Annotated in this window: 15 protein-coding genes and 2 tRNA genes; 4 read left to right on the top strand and 13 right to left on the bottom strand. The window is 47.6% G+C overall.

Translation table 11 applies throughout. From position 1 onward, the window contains the following. Window positions 1–15 precede the first annotated feature (15 nt). A complete protein-coding gene (locus tag TRQ7_RS00505; protein WP_342279239.1) occupies window positions 16–699 on the bottom strand; it encodes an ABC transporter ATP-binding protein in 684 nt (227 codons plus the stop codon). After that, window positions 689–859 carry a hypothetical protein gene (locus TRQ7_RS09700; RefSeq protein WP_015920164.1) on the bottom strand — a complete coding sequence of 57 codons (171 nt, stop codon included), beginning with the start codon at window positions 857–859 and terminating at the stop codon, window positions 689–691. Before TRQ7_RS09700 ends, TRQ7_RS00505 begins: the two co-directional genes overlap by 11 nt. A 124-nt stretch (window positions 860–983) precedes the next feature. On the opposite strand from TRQ7_RS09700, the gene TRQ7_RS00510 reads away from it, so the two are divergent. The 3 genes from TRQ7_RS00510 (at window position 984) to TRQ7_RS00520 (ending at window position 4,075) form a co-directional block, all read left to right on the top strand. After that, window positions 984–1,955 carry a radical SAM protein gene (locus TRQ7_RS00510; RefSeq protein ID WP_015920165.1) on the top strand — a complete coding sequence of 324 codons (972 nt, stop codon included), beginning with the start codon at window positions 984–986 and terminating at the stop codon, window positions 1,953–1,955. A gap of 80 nt (window positions 1,956–2,035) precedes the next feature. Beyond that, window positions 2,036–3,484, top strand: coding sequence for a radical SAM protein (locus tag TRQ7_RS00515; RefSeq protein ID WP_015920166.1), 1,449 nt, complete (start codon window positions 2,036–2,038; stop codon window positions 3,482–3,484). Window positions 3,485–3,499: 15 nt separating this feature from the next. Then, entirely contained in the window at window positions 3,500–4,075 is a 576-nt protein-coding gene (locus TRQ7_RS00520; protein ID WP_015920167.1) for a TetR/AcrR family transcriptional regulator, read from the top strand. Between the two features lie 16 nt (window positions 4,076–4,091). On the opposite strand, the gene pheT is transcribed toward TRQ7_RS00520, so the two are convergent. The 9 genes from pheT to TRQ7_RS00565 all read right to left on the bottom strand — a co-directional run bounded on the left by pheT (window position 4,092) and on the right by TRQ7_RS00565 (window position 13,449). Further along, on the bottom strand, window positions 4,092–6,458 hold the full coding sequence (gene pheT, locus TRQ7_RS00525) for a phenylalanine--tRNA ligase subunit beta (RefSeq protein ID WP_041843750.1): 2,367 nt from the start codon (window positions 6,456–6,458) through the stop codon (window positions 4,092–4,094). A 14-nt stretch (window positions 6,459–6,472) separates the two neighbouring features. Further along, entirely contained in the window at window positions 6,473–7,450 is a 978-nt protein-coding gene (gene pheS / locus TRQ7_RS00530) for a phenylalanine--tRNA ligase subunit alpha (protein ID WP_041843751.1), read from the bottom strand. A gap of 34 nt (window positions 7,451–7,484) precedes the next feature. Continuing rightward, window positions 7,485–7,573 (bottom strand) — tRNA-Ser (locus tag TRQ7_RS00535). A gap of 34 nt (window positions 7,574–7,607) precedes the next feature. Beyond that, on the bottom strand, window positions 7,608–8,795 hold the full coding sequence (locus TRQ7_RS00540; protein WP_038068062.1) for an iron-containing alcohol dehydrogenase: 1,188 nt from the start codon (window positions 8,793–8,795) through the stop codon (window positions 7,608–7,610). Window positions 8,796–8,834: 39 nt separating this feature from the next. Continuing rightward, entirely contained in the window at window positions 8,835–10,034 is a 1,200-nt protein-coding gene (locus tag TRQ7_RS00545; RefSeq protein ID WP_041843752.1) for a solute carrier family 23 protein, read from the bottom strand. Between the two features lie 32 nt (window positions 10,035–10,066). Continuing rightward, window positions 10,067–10,810 (bottom strand): WecB/TagA/CpsF family glycosyltransferase, encoded by a 744-nt coding sequence (locus tag TRQ7_RS00550; RefSeq protein ID WP_041844523.1) that lies wholly within the window; start codon window positions 10,808–10,810, stop codon window positions 10,067–10,069. 47 nt (window positions 10,811–10,857) lie between these two features. Then, window positions 10,858–10,944, bottom strand: a tRNA-Leu gene (locus TRQ7_RS00555). Between the two features lie 43 nt (window positions 10,945–10,987). Then, window positions 10,988–13,018, bottom strand: a complete 2,031-nt coding sequence (locus tag TRQ7_RS00560) for an MMPL family transporter (protein WP_041843753.1) — start codon at window positions 13,016–13,018, stop codon at window positions 10,988–10,990. Next, window positions 13,015–13,449 (bottom strand): MarR family transcriptional regulator, encoded by a 435-nt coding sequence (locus tag TRQ7_RS00565; protein WP_038068066.1) that lies wholly within the window; start codon window positions 13,447–13,449, stop codon window positions 13,015–13,017. Before TRQ7_RS00565 ends, TRQ7_RS00560 begins: the two co-directional genes overlap by 4 nt. 108 nt (window positions 13,450–13,557) lie before the next feature. Here TRQ7_RS00565 and TRQ7_RS00570 point away from each other — a divergent pair, with 108 nt between their 5' ends. Then, the gene (locus tag TRQ7_RS00570; protein WP_041437815.1) at window positions 13,558–14,952 is read left to right on the top strand and encodes an MATE family efflux transporter; all 1,395 of its coding nucleotides are present in this window, start codon (window positions 13,558–13,560) and stop codon (window positions 14,950–14,952) included. On the opposite strand, the gene nagA is transcribed toward TRQ7_RS00570, so the two are convergent. Both nagA and TRQ7_RS00580 read right to left on the bottom strand, forming a co-directional pair. After that, window positions 14,944–16,035 (bottom strand): N-acetylglucosamine-6-phosphate deacetylase, encoded by a 1,092-nt coding sequence (gene nagA, locus TRQ7_RS00575; RefSeq protein ID WP_041843754.1) that lies wholly within the window; start codon window positions 16,033–16,035, stop codon window positions 14,944–14,946. The two genes, TRQ7_RS00570 and nagA, sit on opposite strands and share 9 nt — an antisense overlap. 10 nt (window positions 16,036–16,045) lie before the next feature. Beyond that, window positions 16,046–17,035 carry an SIS domain-containing protein gene (locus TRQ7_RS00580; protein ID WP_041843755.1) on the bottom strand — a complete coding sequence of 330 codons (990 nt, stop codon included), beginning with the start codon at window positions 17,033–17,035 and terminating at the stop codon, window positions 16,046–16,048. Window positions 17,036–17,047 lie beyond the last annotated feature (12 nt).

Consider the following 17,047-nt stretch of genomic DNA (forward strand, 5'->3'; position numbering starts at 1 on the left):
TCGTGAAACGGTTCTTCACATCTTCAAAACAAAATCTCTGGGAGTTCCCGCATAATTGATTCTACCATCATTCAGTATTACCAACAAATCCGCAATGTAGAGAAACCTCTGGAGGATGCGGGTGGAGATTATGAAGGTCCTATCTTTTTTCATCTCGAAGAACGTACCGATGATTCTTTCAAGATTTTCATCGTCGAGGTGATCCAGCAGACAATCCATCAGTATAATCTCAGGTTGCTTCTGCTCCAGTATGAAAAAGAGGAGGGAAATCTTTTCGGCAGGCGAAAAAACAGAAAGGGGGGTTTTGCGTCCCAGCGTCAACATTTTCAGTATTCCCAGATCATCCAATCTTTCGGAGATTTTTTCAAGATCCACCTTCTTCTTCAGACTCAATCCCAAAAACTCTTCGAAACTGTAACGGTTCATAGCATCGATGAAACTTGTATCGAGGTAAAGAGCCTTCTTTCTTACATAGGTGTCATCGAGCTCTCTCACATCCTGTCCGAAGAGATAAACTGTTCCGCCTTCCGTCACATCTTCCAGTATTTCATCATTCAACTTGACAACCGCTCGAAGAAGGGTGGATTTACCTGAACCCCGGGGCCCGTATAAAACATTTATTCCCTTAACAAAGGAAATGGTGATATCTTCTAAAATTTGCTCTCCGCTTACAGAAACAGAGAAATGATCAAACGTTATCGGAGATCTTTCGTCTTTCATCGTTCTCTCTTTCTTTCTTTTCATCAAAACCCAGCCTTCTCTTTATTTCCCTGAGGGCATTCTCATCTCCACCGGCCATCATTCTGAGGAGTTCTATCTGTGAGAGTACTCTGGGATTCTTGGACACTTTTTTTCCCAAGTGGCATCACCTCACGATAGATTTTATTCCCAAACCTTTAATTGGACTTGTAAGGATCATTACAATTAGAGTCCTCCCCTTTTGAATCAATCTCAGGAGTTAAAATCTATCTGGAGGTGATTGAATGCGAAAACCACCACTCATAGTAGAGTACGAGTTGACAACAAGATGCAACTTCAGATGCAAGCACTGTTACTGCGAAGCGGGAGAGCCTCATCCGAATGAGTTGAGTTTCGAGGAGATAAAAGAACTGATGATCGACTTGAGGGAACTTGGCGTGTGGGCCCTGGATCTTGTGGGAGGTGAGCCTCTTCTCCATCCACACCTTCTCGACATACTCGCTTTCGGCAGAGAGATAGGTCAGAGACTCATGATAAACACGAACGGATCCCTTGCTACCAGAGAAATGGTTCGGAAAATAAAAAGAGCCAATCCAGATGTGCTGATTGGTGTATCGCTGGAGGGACCAGATCCTGAGACGAACGATTATGTGAGAGGAAATGGCAACTTCGAAAGAGCGATCGAGGGCATCAAAAATTTCATAAGCGAGGGTTTTCAGGTCACGATACTCAACGTGATAAACAGAATGAACTGGAGAAAGTTCGAAGATATGGTAAAACTATCCCTGAAACTGGGAGTCAGAGCTCTGTACGTGGACAGGTTCATCCCAGTTGGAAGAGGAAAGATCCACGCAAAAGAACTGGACATGAATCCTGACGAATGGAAAGAGGCCATAAGATACGTTCTCGAAGTTGTAAATACTTACAGAGACCGGCTGACGTTCTACGTGGAAGAATCCATATCCGGTGCCCCTTGCTCCGCCGGTATCACCCACGCCTCGATACTCGTTGAAGGAACCGTTGTACCATGTGGGCATTTCAGATACAACAAAGAGTACTACATGGGAAACGTACGAGAAAAGAAGTTTTCCGAGATATGGAACGAATACAAACCCTTGCCCTCTCCCGAATCATGTTCAACGTGTCCAGTTTTGAAAGAATGCGGAGGAGGATGTAAGGCGTATTATCTGTTGAAAGGTTACGAGAAAGATGAAGCCATCTGTGCGATAAATCTCTCAAGGTACAACATAAAGTAACAAATATGCAACGTATATTTCACCTTATGGGCATAGAATCTTTTACCGACCGGTAAGTAAAAAAAGACGGAGGTGGTTCAATGCCAGTAGGCGGAATTAAAGGAATGATCTATCGACAGGCAGGAAAACTCGTCGGATCTTTTGTGAGAAACGCCGATGTGGAAACCCTGGGAAAGATATTCGGTACCCTCAGCATGTTCACGAAAGAGCCTTCGAAGAGTGGCCTTCGAAAACTTGCAGATCTCGCCAAAGAAAGACATCCCATGGTGATGTCATGGGTCAATGTTTTTAAAAAGGCAAGTCCAAAATGTGTGGAAGGGGTCATAAACAACCTCATCATCAACGAATTCGCACTCGGAGAACCCATAAGGCAGGAGAAGATGCACGAGTACAAAACCGTTCTTCCGAAACTTCTCGTTCTGAGTCCCACCTACGCGTGTAACTTGAACTGTGTTGGGTGCTATGCAGGACTTTACGGCAGAAAGTACGAACTTTCCCACGACGAAGTCAGGGACATTTTGAAACAGGCCAACGACCTTGGAATATACTTCTTCATCATCACCGGAGGAGAACCCTTCTTCTGGCCGCACCTGATGGACATCTTTGAAGAGTTCAAGGATAGTTATTTCCTTGTCTACACGAATGGAACGTTGATAAAGGAAGAAACTGCAAAGAGACTGGCTGAACTTGGAAACGTGACGCTCTCCATTTCAGTGGAAGGTTTCGAAACGGACACCGACTGGAGAAGAGGAAGGGGCATCTTCAAGAGGATTCTCGAAGCGTGGGAAAGATTGAGAAGGCATGGTGTGATCTTTGGAGCCTCAGTGACGGCAACCAGAATGAACCATGATACCCTTATGAAAGATGAGTTCTGGGACTTCCTGGAAGAGCAAGGTGTCTCCTACGTCTGGGTGTACCAGTTCATGCCCGTTGGAATGAATCCATCCATGGACCTTGTCCCCACTCCCAAACAGAGGTATGAGAGATTCCACAAACTCGAACAGATCAGACTCAGCGGAAGATTCGCCTTCGTTGCGGACTTTTGGAACCACGGATTCCTCACCAACGGTTGTCTCGCAGCGGGTGCCAAATACCTCCACATAAACGCAAAAGGATACGTGGAACCCTGTGTCTTTCAGCAGTTTGCCGTTGACAGCATCCGCGAGAAGAAACTCATCGATATTCTGAGATCACCGTTCTTCGAAGCTTACAAACGAATGATTCCTTACAGCGACAACCTCTTCAGGCCGTGCCCAATAATAGACAACCCGAAGGTGTTCAGAGCCATGGTGAAAGCGTTCAACGCAAAGCCTCAGCACGAAGGTTCTGAGAGGATCATCACCGAACTTGCACCTGAGATCGACAAACTCGCTGCCGAATGGAAGAAGTACGCAGACAAGCTCTGGTACGAAGAAGGATACTCAGAGATCTACCCGGCAAACAGAGGCGTTTATAACTACGAAGTGAGAATGAGAAGGTACGCGGACAAGGAAAAGCTCCTCGCGGTGGACAAACGCTACAGGGATTGATGTGGAGGGGTCAAATTGGGCTCTGAAACAAGAAGAAAGATAGTGGAGGCAGCGAAGAGGGCCTTTTCGAAATATGGATACGACGGTGTCAGCATGGAAGATATCGCACGGGAAGCAGGTGTGAAAAAGGCTCTCATATACTACTACTTCCCGAGCAAGGACAAGCTCTTCGAAGAGGTCTGGAGAGAAGCACTCGAGGAACTGGAAAACCATCTCTTCACAGTCACAAAGGAGACGAACTCTTACTTTGCCAAGATCAAAAAGTTCTTGAAGTCGTACGTTGATTTCGTGCTGAACAAGTCAGTGCTGAACGAAATAATAGAGAAGGAGAAAACAACGATCCGTTTCGAGGAGAAAGAAAAGTGGTCGGTTCTGAGAGAAAGATACGAAAACTTCATAAAACGTGTTGAGAAACTGATAGAGGAAGGAAAAGAGCAAAATTACGTACCAAAGGATCTGAACTCACGAGCCGCTGCGGAACTCATTGTCAATTCGATGGGAGACGTTCCGAAAGACCAGAAGCTGCTTCAGAGTATACAGGAAATGATTCTCAAGGGACTCCTGAACACAAAAACGGAAGAGGGGCGATAGCCCCTCTTTTTTTTTTTTAGAATCTTCTTTTCACACCGAATTTCTCTTCTACACGCTGAACCATTCTTTCGAAGATCTGATTCACCTCTTCATCCGTCAGTGTTCTTTCTGGATGTCTGAATATCACATAGAAGGTAACACTCACCATACCCTCTGGAACACCCTTTCCCTCGTAAACATCGAACACTCCCACCTCTTCCACGAGAGATTCACCCATTTTTCTGAATAGGTCCAGTATTTCGAGGGATTTGAATCCTCTTGGAAGCAGGAAGGAAACGTCCCTTCGAACAGCCGGAAACTTCGGTGTGGGTTTGTAAACCGGCCTCTCTGAAACAAGTTCGGCGAGCGATTCCAGATCGATTTCGAAAAAGTATGTCTCCTCTTTGACATCGTACTCGTCGAGAAGTTTTGGATCGACCATTCCTAGAAATCCAAGTTCTTTTCCCTCAGAAAAGATACGAGCGGTTCTCGTCGGGAAAAATCCTGTCAGTTCTGCTTCTCTGTACTCGGCACGTACTCCGTATCTTTGAAACAGCTCGTCAAGAACCCCTTTCATAGTGTAGAAAGATACCTTCCTTTTGTCGGTGTAGTCGTCTGGATTTTCCAGTCCACAGGCCACAGCAGACAACGTTTCAACTTCTCTGTACTCACCGTTCTCTCTATAGTAGATCTTACCGATCTCAAAGAGTTTGAGATTTCTGTTCTGTCTCTTGAAGTTCTCAGACAGCACCTGAATCATACTGTGAAACAGCGTGTAGCGCATCACATCCATATCCGAAGAGATGGGATTCGTGAGGAAGATTGGCTCTTTTCTTACAACAGGCCACTTTTTCACTTTTTCAGAGTTCACAAAGGAAAAGCTCACGATTTCATCGAATCCCATTCCTTTCATGAAGTGAGAAATCTCTTTCCTGAAGATCTGTTTTCTGTTCCATCCGATGTTCACAGCGGGCAGGCTTATGATCCTGGGTTCTATCTTTTCATAACCGTTTATCCTTCCTATCTCTTCGATCAGGTCTATCTCCCTTTCCACGTCGGGTCTGAAGGTGGGAACCACGACCTCGTATCCATTCTCCACACTCTTCACCTGAAACTCCAGACGTTCGAGTATTCTATCGGGCTCTTCGACCTCTATCCCCAGGATCTTCTTGACTCTTTCCTTTCTGAGAAACACCCTCTTTGGTTCTATCTTCTTTGGATACACATCCCAGAATTTTCTGAGAACGACTCCCCCGGCGAGTTTTTGAATCATCTCTGCAAGTCTCAAAGATACCAGGTCTGCATCGTTGGGGTCGACACCACGTTCGAACCTGTAAGAGGATTCGGAACTGATACCGAGTGATTTGGAAGTTTTTCTTATCCTGACAGGATCGAAATAAGCCACTTCGAGCACCAGATCCCTTGTATTCTCACTCACACCGGATTCCATTCCACCCATGATACCACCGAGCGCCAGGATGTTCTCACCATCGGTTATCAGAACTTCTCCGCCTTTCATCTCGTATTCCTTCTCGTCGAGCAGAAGAACCCTTTCTCCTCCACTTGCTGTTTTTACAACTATTCTGGCGTTACCAAGACGCGCCAGATCGAACGCGTGAACAGGATGTCCAAGTTCAAGCATCACGTAGTTGGTCGCATCGACCACGTTGTTCAGGGATCTCATTCCTGAGGCAACGAGCCTTGCTTTCAACCAGAGAGGGGAATCTTTCACTGTAACTCCTTTCATTATGCGGGCGGTGTACCTTGGACAGCCTTCAACATCCTCCACGATCACATCGAAAGGAACATCTTCATCCACGAACGAAACCCTGGGAGAAGGTTTCTTCAGAGGCCTTCTGCTCAGGGCAGAAAGTTCCCTGGCCACCCCCAGAATGGAAAGGCAATCCGGCCTGTTCGGTGTAATTTCAAGATCGAGCACCCTCTCGTCCAGACCGAACTCTTCTATCACGTTCACACCTGGAGTCACCGGTTCTGGAAAACGGTACACACGGTCGGACTTTTCCTCCAGCCCGAGTTCTTCAAGAGAACACAGCATACCCTCGGATACGATCCCACTGAACTCGCGCGGTGCGATCTTCACTCCATTGTTCAGTGTGGCACCCTCAAGAGCCAGGATCACGTAGTCTTCTTCCTTCACCGTTCTGTCGGCTGTAACAACGGTGTAGAGTTTCTCTCCGGCATCCACTCTACACACCAGGAGTTTGTCAGATTTGGGATGCTGGAAAGTTTCAACTACCCTGGCTGTAACGATTTTGCCGGATACGTTGAAGGGTTTCAGGATGTCTTCCACGCTCGTTCCTGAGAAAGTGAGTCTTTCTGCTATTTCTTCTATGTCCCAGTCCAGATCTATGAATTCTCTGAGCCATGACTCCGGTACCCGCACTCGTCACACCCCCGTCAGTAACTGCTGAGGAACCTCACATCGTTTCTCACGAATTCTCTGATGTCCGTGATACCGTACTTCAACATGGCAATCCTTTCAACACCCATTCCAAATGCATACCCCGTCCATTCCTCCGGATCGTATCCCACGTTCAGAAACACGTTTGGATCCACCATTCCCGCACCGAGTATCTCGAGCCATCCATAGCCAGAGAGGTACACATCCACCTCAAAACTCGGCTCTGTGAAAGGAAAGTAACTTGGTCGAAGACGAATCCTGGCGTTTTTCCCGAACATCCTCCTGGCAAACTCCTCAAGGGTGAACTTCAGATGTGCCACGCTGAGATCTCTATCAACATGCAGGCCTTCAACCTGATGGAACATGGGAAGGTGTGTTGCGTCATAATCTCGCCTGTAGACTTTCCCCGGTGATATGATGGCAATTGGAGGTTTTCTCTCCAGCATGGTCCTTATCTGAACGGGAGAGGTGTGGGTGCGCAGAAGAAGTTCATCTGTGATGTAGAACGAATCGTGTTCGTCACGAGCCGGATGCCATTCTGGAGTGTTCAAAGCATCGAAATTGTGCCAGGTTGTTTCTATCTCGGGTCCTTCCACCACATCGAACCCCATGGAAACGAAGATCCTCTCGATCTCTTCCATCACTTTGAGTACAGGGTGAGAATGTCCCACTTTCCTTCTGGCTCCCGGCAGCGTAACGTCCACTCGCATCTTCTCCATTCTCTCTCTTTCAAGAAGTTCCTCTATTTGTTTCTTCTTTTCGGAGAAAAGCCTTTCCACTTTCTCTCTGAGTTCGTTAACTCTCTTTCCATAGGCGGGCCTTTCCTCAGGAGGGAGATTCTTGAGATTTTTCATCAAACTGGTGATCTTTCCCTTTTTTCCAAGAAATTCCACTCTGAACTGTTCCAGTTCTTGAGCGTTTGACACCTTTTCCAACTTCTCAATCGCTTCCTTTTCGACGGTTTCGACATCCATTTCTCATACCCCCTGGCTTTCATTATACAAAAAATGGCGGAGGCGGTGGGACTCGAACCCACAAGGGCCTTGCGGCCCACCGGTTTTCGAGACCGGCTCCTTAGCCAGTTCGGACACGCCTCCGCGTCGTACTTATTATATCATCAAGTATTTTATTTCATTTTGCGGCTATTTTCAATATCTCTTGAACGTCTTCTCTTTCCAGAACCTTCACCCTACCCAGTGTGGCTCCCTTTGGTTTCAGATTTTTCTCCACAAGGAGCATCACGTTGTCCACTATCTTCTCGATGTCTTTCTCCGGAATACCGGCATCTTTGAGAGTTACAGGAGCTCCCACCTTCCTGAGCCAGTTCTTGAACGAATCTATACCCCTCAGGATGAGATCCTCACCCTCTCCTTCGAGGTTGAATATTTTCCTCGCGAATCTTTCAAACTGGGCAGGATTTTCTCTGTACACGTACCTCATCCACGCGGGAAAAACGATCGCCAGACCTGCACCGTGAGCGATGTCGTAGAGGGCACTCAGAGAATGCTCTATTCTATGACAGGCCCATTCTCCACCTCTTCTTCCAACGGCCATCGTTCCGTTCAGGGCTATGGTCGCACTCCAGGCAAGATTGGCCCTTGCTTCGTAATCATCCGGTTTTTCAAGGAGCCTTTCTGTCATCTTCATGATGGTTCTGATGGTGCCCTCTGCTATTTCGTTCGAGATCTCCGGGCTGCTTCCATCGAAGTAATACTCGAGGATGTGAGCAATGGCATCCACCGCTCCGTACACCGTTTGCTCTTTTGGAAGTGTGGCCTGAACGGAAGGATCGATGATTGAAACTCTGGGATAGAGGGCTTTTGAACTCACACCATATTTTTCTTTCGTTTTTTCATTCGTTATGACGGCGTTTCCGTTCATCTCTGTTCCTGTGGCAGAGATCGTCAGCACATCGAAGACAGGAAGAGCCTCTTTTATCACGTATTTCCCAACGAAGGCATCCCAGATATCACCTTCGTACAGAATACCAGCTGCCACCGTTTTTGCCGAATCTATCACACTTCCGCCACCAACACCGAGCACAGCCTCTACCTTCTCTTTTCTTCCAACCTCTATCGCCTCATGAACTTTGGAAAGAACAGGATTCGGCTTGACACCGGAGACCTCCACCCACTCTATTCCATGCTTTTTCAGAGATTCGACCACCTGATCGTAAACTCCATTCCTTTTTATGGATCCTCCACCGTAGAGAAAGAGCACTTTCTTTATTCCAGCATTCTTTATCTCCTCACCTATCTTTGGTATCGTTCCCCTTCCGAAGATGATCTTTGTTGGGTTGTGAAAGACGAAATTCTCCATCAATTATCACCTCCTTATTTTTATTGTATCACGTCTCTTTCAGTCTCTTTTTGGAAGAATCAGATTCAGAACGATTCCAACGAGTGCGGCAAGTCCGATTCCTTTGAGTTCGACCCTTCCCACCTTCAAAACCGCTCCTCCTATACCGGTCGTGAGCATCAGAGCAGCTATCATGAGGTTTCTGGGTTTGGAGAAATCTACTCGTTCGTTCACCATCGTTCTCACACCAACCGAGGTGATCATTCCAAAGAGAACAAGACTCACACCACCCATCACAGCCTGAGGAATCGTCTGAAGGATTGCACCGAACTTTGAAACGAACGCGGCGAATATGGCAACAAGAGCTGCTCCCCTCAGAACGGACGGATCGTAGACCCTTGTGAGAGCCAGAACCCCTGTGTTTTCGCTGTAGGTGGTGTTCGCGGGACCACCGAGCAAACCGGCAACTGCAGTGGCCAGACCATCTCCAAGAAGAGTCCTGTGAAGACCCGGTTTGTCAAAGAAATTCTTCCCCACGACTGCTCCGTTCGTGGTGATGTCTCCAAGGTGCTCCATGAAGGTGGCAAGAGTCACAGGAACGATCATGAAAATCGCACCGTAATCGAACCTGGGAAGCATGATCTTTGGCACGCTGAAGAAAGGCGTGTTCAAAATGGCGGTGGTGTCTATCTTTCCCATGAGAAGTCCTGCGACGTAACCAACGAAGACTCCCGTGATCACAGGTATCATGCTGAAGAAACCTCTGATCACCGTTGAGACGAAGACAACGGTTGCTATCACGATTAGAGCGAGAGGCCAATCGCTGGAGGCCATTTGGATGGCAACGGGACTGAGTGTGAGTCCTATCACCATGATCATGCTACCGGTGACGACTGGCGGGAGGAGTTTCTTTATCTTCTCGGGTCCCACGATCTTCACGATCACTGCGTAGAGCACATAGAAGAGCCCCGCAACGAATATTCCACCGGTTGCGTAGGAGAGGTCCCCGTAAAGTTCCTTCACCGCAAGGACAGGAGCGATGAAGGCAAAACTCGATCCAAGAAAAACGGGGACAATTCCACCGGTTACAAAGTGGAATATGAGGGTACCGATTCCCGCGGTGAGGAGTGCCACAAGAGGATCCAGACCGGTGATCAGTGGCACCAGCACGGTGGCTCCAAACATGGCAACGAAGTGCTGAAGTGCCAGAAGAAACCACCGCCAACCGCTGACCCTGGTAACCGCTCCTTCAAACTCCATGAAGACACCTCCCGTTTAAAAATAAAGGCTCTTCAAAAGAGCCTTCGATTTCTGTTTTTCAATTTTTCTCTTAAAACAAGAAAGACGAATTTCAGAACCTGAAGGGGAACTTTTCTTTTGCTGACAGGAGACTGAAAGAACCGATAAAGCCACTCAAGGTTCATCTTCTGAATCCATTCTGGAGCCCTTTTCTTTTTTCCAGAAATGACATCAATGGATCCCCCAACACCCATGGCGAGTCTCACGTTCAGTTGAGGGAAATTCCTGTGTATCCACTTCTCCTGCCGAGGAACTCCCATTCCCACGAACAGAAGGTCGATGGATCTTTCGTTTATATCCCTCACCACCCTCTCTGACTCTTCCTCCCGAAAAAAGCCGTGGTGGTATCCCACAACGTTCACGCCGGATCTTTTCAGTGAATCGGCGGCCTTTTTGACGATCTCTTCTTTTGAGCCGAGAAGGTAAACCCTCCAGCCAGTTTCCCTCGATCTGTCGCAGAGATACTTCATTATCTCGATGCCAGGAAGCCTTTCCGTGTGATCACCTGTGAGGGACCTCATCGCCCAGACCACACCGGATCCATCGGGCACGATCAGATCAGCGGAGTTGATGACATCACGGTACTCTTTGTCTTCCACAGCCTTCAGAAGGATGGAAGCGTTCATGGTGACCACGAAGGTTTTCTTCTTCTCTTTCAACCTTTTTTCGATTTCGTTCAGAAATTCCTCCCTCTTCCCAGAGAGGACCCTCGTTCCAAAGAGTTCGACTTCTTTCACCCTGCTTTCCTCCAAAAAAAAGCGGAGGAAAAACCTCCGCTTTCCTCTGGTGCCGAGGGCGGGACTTGAACCCGCACGGGGAAACCCCCACATGATCCTGAGTCATGCGCGTCTGCCAGTTCCGCCACCTCGGCACACCACTCCGTTTGAATAGTTTAGCATCTTGAGGCTTTCACGTCAAGAGGTCCCCGTTTTCTTTCCCTGGAGAATCAGCGGCTGAACGATCAGAGTGAAGGTGGCTCCCACACCGATACCGAGCATCATGAGAATCGAGATGTTCTTGAAGAGTGCAAGTTCAGAAAAGAGCAAAACGGCGAATCCGGCGATCAAACCGAGCGCGTTTGTGAGAACAGATGGCCCTACGTTTTCGATGACCAGGTAAGGATCTTTCAATCTCTGTTCCTCGGAGGCGATGTGTATCGAATAATCTATCACAAGCCCCATGAGGATACCGGAGGTGATCGAGGTGGAAACATCGAGGTTGATACCGAAAAACACCATGAAAATGAAATTGAACACCGTTGTGAAGGCAATTGGAGCCATCACACTGAGTGCAGAGAGAAGTTTTCGAAAGATGGCAAACACCATGCCAAAGATCATGATGGAGGCAAGAGCGATGCTCTGCACCTGCGATCTGAGGATACTGTCGTTTATGTCGTTCCATATCAGCACAGAGCCTGCAACGTAGTGATTCCAGCCTGTTCCTTCAACGATCTCGTTGATCTGCTTCACAACCTCTTTTGCGTGCTCGTATCCCTCCGGAGTGAGATTGACGATGAGTCTTATCCTGTTTCTGTCTCCAACGAAGGTTTTCAAAAAAGGATTGGCCCTGGAAAGAGCGTACATTATCGGAACGGGTATATCGACCGGGAAGACAACGCTGGACACATAACCGCTCTGCTCTATCTTTTCAACCAGCTCCCTTATTGTTTTGGAATCCGTTCCAACGAAGGAAGAGTCCTTTTCCAGCACCAGATAGAGCGGTTCCCTCATATTGAATTTGTCCACGATGAGATCGTAAGCCTTCACCAGTTCGGAGTTTTTGCTGAAGTAGGATACCATGTCCGAGCCCACCGGAACCCTTGGGAGCAAAAACGGTGACAGACCGGCCACGATCAAAAAGACGATGAGTGCTACCGTTGCCGCCTTTCTTCCCACGTACTTCATCCCAAAGTTTCTGGGAAGCCTCTTTGGAGAGTAATCTCTGAAGAGTTCCACGCCCGAGGTGAAGATCACAAGTACCACAACAGCAAGACCGGAGGAAACCAGGATTCCAAGTTCTCTGAAAGCCCTTATGTCTATGAATATGAAGGACATGAAGCCCGCCGCGGTGGTGAGCATCGAAAAGAGGATAGGCTTGAAGATATGCCTGATCGCCTCTTTTCTGTCTTCGAACCTGAAAAGAGCGTTGTAAAAGTGTAGCCCGTAGGCAGAACCGATGATCAAAAGAAAGGAGATGGTCATCACGGTCATGGTGTTCAGGGTCTTTCCCACTGCAAAGAACACGGCAAAGACGAAGAAGGTGGACAGAACAGGAACGATCAGAGAAAACAGCGCTGCTCTGAACGACCTGAGCTGATAGTAGAAAAGAAGAAAGATGACAAGGAACATGAATACAGGATAGACGAGGGTCTGCTTCACAAGTTCCTTGAAAAGTGCACTGTCCAGAACCGGCTCTCCAAAGAGGTAGTTTTTCTCAAAATACCTGGACACAACCGATTTTATCTCTGGAATTTTCTCCCTCGCGTTCACATCTTTTTTGAATATCACGTTCAAAAGAGCGTACTTTCCATCTTTCGTTATGAAACTCTCCGAACTGGGATCCTTTAAGATATCTTCTGAAACGGCTCCGTTTTCGAAATAACTTTCTACTCTGAAACCAGAAAACCTCGGAAGGTTCACAGGACTCATCACACTGGAGATGTAACTTTTCCTTGCCAGCTCTTCGTGAAGATCGTAAAGCGCCTGTGCATCTTTGAAGAAGCTCTCAGAACTTTCGACCACGATCACGATGGAGGAACTTCCACCGAAATCCCGGTTCAACCTGAAAAGGTTCTTCACGTTCTCGTTGGTGGTCTTTTCTGGGTCTCCGTTGTAGCCGGGAAGGAAAACCTCAGGGCCGGTCTCTATCTTTCCCAGAGAGAAAACCACAACGAAAGAAGCGATGACGAGCACCACGTACACGATCGTGAACACGTACTTCTTCATTCGCCTGATCCCTCCTTCGACAAGGCTTCAACCATCCTCCTGAACCCTTCGCTCACAACCTGAAGATCTTCTTCCGAGAACTTCTCAAGGACCGATCTCACAAGACCGTCAAAATTCTGAAGGATCTTTCCGTACGTTCTTTCTCCCTTCTCAGTCAGTATCACCCTGAAGGTTCTTCTGTCGTCTGGGTCCATCTCCCTCATCACAAGTCCCTTTTCTTCCAGAAAATCCACCACGTTCGTAACGTTGCTCTTCGTGGTAGAAAGAAACTCCGCTATCTCCTTCATCTTCTTCGGACCAAAGAGCGCTATGTACAAAAAAGCGTAGAGTTCAGTTGTTTTCATGTTCGATATCTCTTCATCCGGTGGGAGAAACCTCGAAAACTTCATCACCAGGGAAAAGAGTGTTCGCAGAATTTCCTGTGAGTTCACGTTTTCACCTCCATTATCTGGACTGTCCATTCAGGAAATAGTTCAATTATTTTACTAAATGGTTCACTTTCCGAACCAAATGATGTAGAATCGTAGTCGGTGGTGAAAATGAGATACTCGCTTTTGAAGAATTATCTTTCAAAAGAAGAGGCACCAAAAATCAGAAAGGAACTGATAAAACTCGCCCTGCCAGCAATGGGCGAGAACGTTCTTCAAATGCTCTTCGGCATGGCGGACACAGCCTTTCTAGGCCACTATTCCTGGAAAGCAATGAGCGGTGTGGGACTTTCCAATCAAATCTTCTGGGTGGTTCAGGTAGTTCTCATAGCTGCAAGCATGGGGGTCACCGTCACAGTGGCGAACGCTCTCGGTGCTGGTAACAGACGGGCATTGAGAACACTGGCGTGGAACGGTATCTTTCTGGCTCTTTTCACCGGGCTCCTTCTCACCGCGCTCACGATGTTTTCCGATGGTTTGCTGAACATCTTTCCGAATCTGGAAGATGAAATAAGAGACGCAGCAAAAGAGTATTTGAAGATCATCCTCTCTGGTTCAATGGGATTTTCCATCATGGCGGTGTTTTCGGCCATGTTGAGAGGTCTGAGTGACACGAGAACCCCCATGATCGTCACGGGTGTTACGAACCTTCTGAACATCTTTCTGGATTACGCTATGATCTTCGGTAAATTTGGTTTTCCTATGTGGGGTGTTCGCGGAGCTGCGATCGCGACTGTTCTTTCGAGATTCGTGGGAAGTGCCATTCTCACGTTCGTGATTTTCAAAAAAGAGGAGTTCCAGCTCAAAAGAGGCTATGTTTTTCCCACCTGGAGCGTTCAAAAGGAAATTCTCCGTGTTGGTTTCCCTACCGCCATCGAAAATTTCGTTTTTTCCACAGGTGTTCTTCTCTTTGCAAACGTTCTCTTGATGGCAGGAGCAGAGGCCTACGCAGGACACAGAATAGGTATAAACGTGGAGTCGCTTTCCTTCATGCCCGCTTTTGGTATCTCAGTTGCCATCACCACCCTGGCTGGAAGATACAACGGGATGGGAAACCGGGATCATGTTCTTGGAGTCATCCGCCAGGGATGGATTCTGAGTCTTCTCTTTCAGGTGACTGTGGGTGTTATCATATTTCTTTTTCCGGAACCGCTGATACGGATCTTCACCAGCGATCCTCAAATAGTAGAGATCGCAAAGCTTCCGGTGAAGATAATAGGACTCTTCCAGTTTTTTCTGGCGACGGAATTCACCATGAACGGAGCGTTGAGGGGAACGGGAAACACACTCCCACCCATGATCATCACCTTCATCTCCATCTGGGCCGTGAGACTTCCCGTTGCCTACGTAATGGTGAAGTACTTCGACCTGGGACTCCTCGGTGCATGGATCGGTATGATCTCAGACATCGTCTTCAGAAGCACGCTGAAACTTGCCTTTTTCCTTTCAGGAAAATGGGAAAAGAGGGCAGCCCTCACAAGAGAGAGGGTGAAAGAGTTAGGCTGAAAAGACCGTGTCTCCGCTTTTCACCGTCATGAGGACGTTAAGATCCTCATCAAGAAGAACAAGGTCCGCCTTCATTCCCTCTTTTATCCTTCCTCTGTCAGCAAGGCCAAACTCCAGACAAGCGTTGTAAGAGGACACGATGGCAAGTTCCTTGAGTGAAGCACCTGTGAACCTCTGAAAGTTCTTCACAGCATTTGAAAAGAAAAGGGTGCTTCCAGCGAGCGTGCCGTCTTCCAGACGTGGAACATCCTCCTTCACCTTCACAACAAGATCACCCAGAGTGGTTGTTCCCTCTTTGAAACCTGCTGTGGATATGGAATCGGTGATCAGAATAATTCCTCCTGCTCCTTTTACCCTGTAGACGAGCTTCACCATCTCTTTTGAAAGGTGTACTCCATCGCAGATGAGTTCGACTTTTACATCGTCCAGTAGAAGTCCCGCACCCATGATACCAACCTCTCTGTGATGCAAGGTCCTCAGTGCGTTGGGAAAGTGGGTGATTCTCTTCACTCCCTCTCTGTAGAACTTCATGAACTCTTCGAACGTGGCGTTCGAATGTCCTGCTGACAGAACGATGGCTTTTTCTGCAAGTCCCAACAGGAGCTCGGACTTTCTTATCTCGGGTGCGAAGGTGAGCATTCTTGCGGGAAAGTCGATCTCCTTCAGTTCCTCTTCTGAGGGAGCTCTTATGTACTTTTCTGAGTGGGCTCCTTTCTTTTCCCTAGAAATGTACGGTCCTTCCAGATGGACACCGAAAAGTGAAGTCTCCGGATTTTTGAAGATGTAATCTCTTGCCTTCCCCAGAATCTCCTTCATCTTCTCAAGCGAGGTAGAGACGGTAGTGGCAAGAAACGTAGTGACTCCCTGGGAGTAGAGAAACTCTTCCATTCTTTCAAAATCACAGTTCATAGTATCGGCTCCCATCACACCGTGGATGTGAGGGTCGACAAATCCCGGCATGAGAATACTCCTGGGAGTGCATTCTCTCTTTCTTATACGACAAATCTTTCCGTCGTCCACCTCCACATCACCCGTGAACTCTCCATCAACAGGATCCACGATCAGAACACGCTCTATCACCATGGAAAACACCTCACAGCGTTACCGTCTTTTCCAGATGAGGTGGTCTGTCCGGAGAAACACCCCTGGAAGATGCCTTCTGATATCCCAGAATCTGAGCGGGTATCGTCCTCAAAAAGGTAGATCTCCAGTCGTTGCTGAGAGGAATGTCCCCATCTTCTCCTATCTCTAAAACTGTGGCACCGAGTGATTCCAGTTCTCTTTTCAGGCGTTTCTCCTGTTCATCCATTCCAACGACCTTTTGAACAAAAACGAGAGTTTTTTCGTCGACCAGTGCCTTTGGACCATGTCTGTATTCAAGGGTTGAGTAGGCCTCTGAAAAGGTGAGTGACATTTCTATGCATTTCAGAGCAGATTCCAGGCTGATTCCATAGAACTCGGCCATCCCGAGAAAGACGAAGTGTTCATATCTTTTCAGATCGATACCTTCAACAGCCCTCCAGGAAAGATCGAAGAACCTCTCGGAGTACTCAACAAGTTCCCTGTATGGACCGATGGGCGAACCGGATATCGTATCCGCCATGAACATCAAGGAAAGCAGGATCATGTTGAAGGACTTCGTCATCACAACGGCTTCTTCTTTTATTGGAAAAACAAGTGGAATGTCGCTTTCTTTTGAGAGTTTCGAGTTTTCCTCTATTGTGATCCCCACGGTCTTGAAACCCTTCCTTCCCAAAACCTCGTTTGCCAGAAGAACCTCCGTGGTGTTTCCCGTTCTTGAGAAAAGAAAGGCGAGTTTTCCTTCAAGTTTTGGTGTCTTCTCAAAAGCCACCTCTCCTGCGGGGAAAACCCTTGTTCTCACCTTCAGAACTCTTTCGAAGTATCTAGAGGCCGTGAGGGCAAGGTTGTAGGAACTTCCACAACCGACGAAGAGAATCTCCTCCGTAAGACTGCTCTCTATCTCCCTGAGAATATTCCTGTCAGAAAAATTCACTACGAAGTTCTCAAAGAAGTTTTTCAACTCGTGCTTTTGATCGGTAATTTCTCTCAGAGTAACGCTCATTTTCCTCCCTCC

The sequence above is a fragment of the Thermotoga sp. RQ7 genome (assembly GCF_000832145.1).
Classification (GTDB): Bacteria; Thermotogota; Thermotogae; order Thermotogales; family Thermotogaceae; genus Thermotoga; species Thermotoga neapolitana.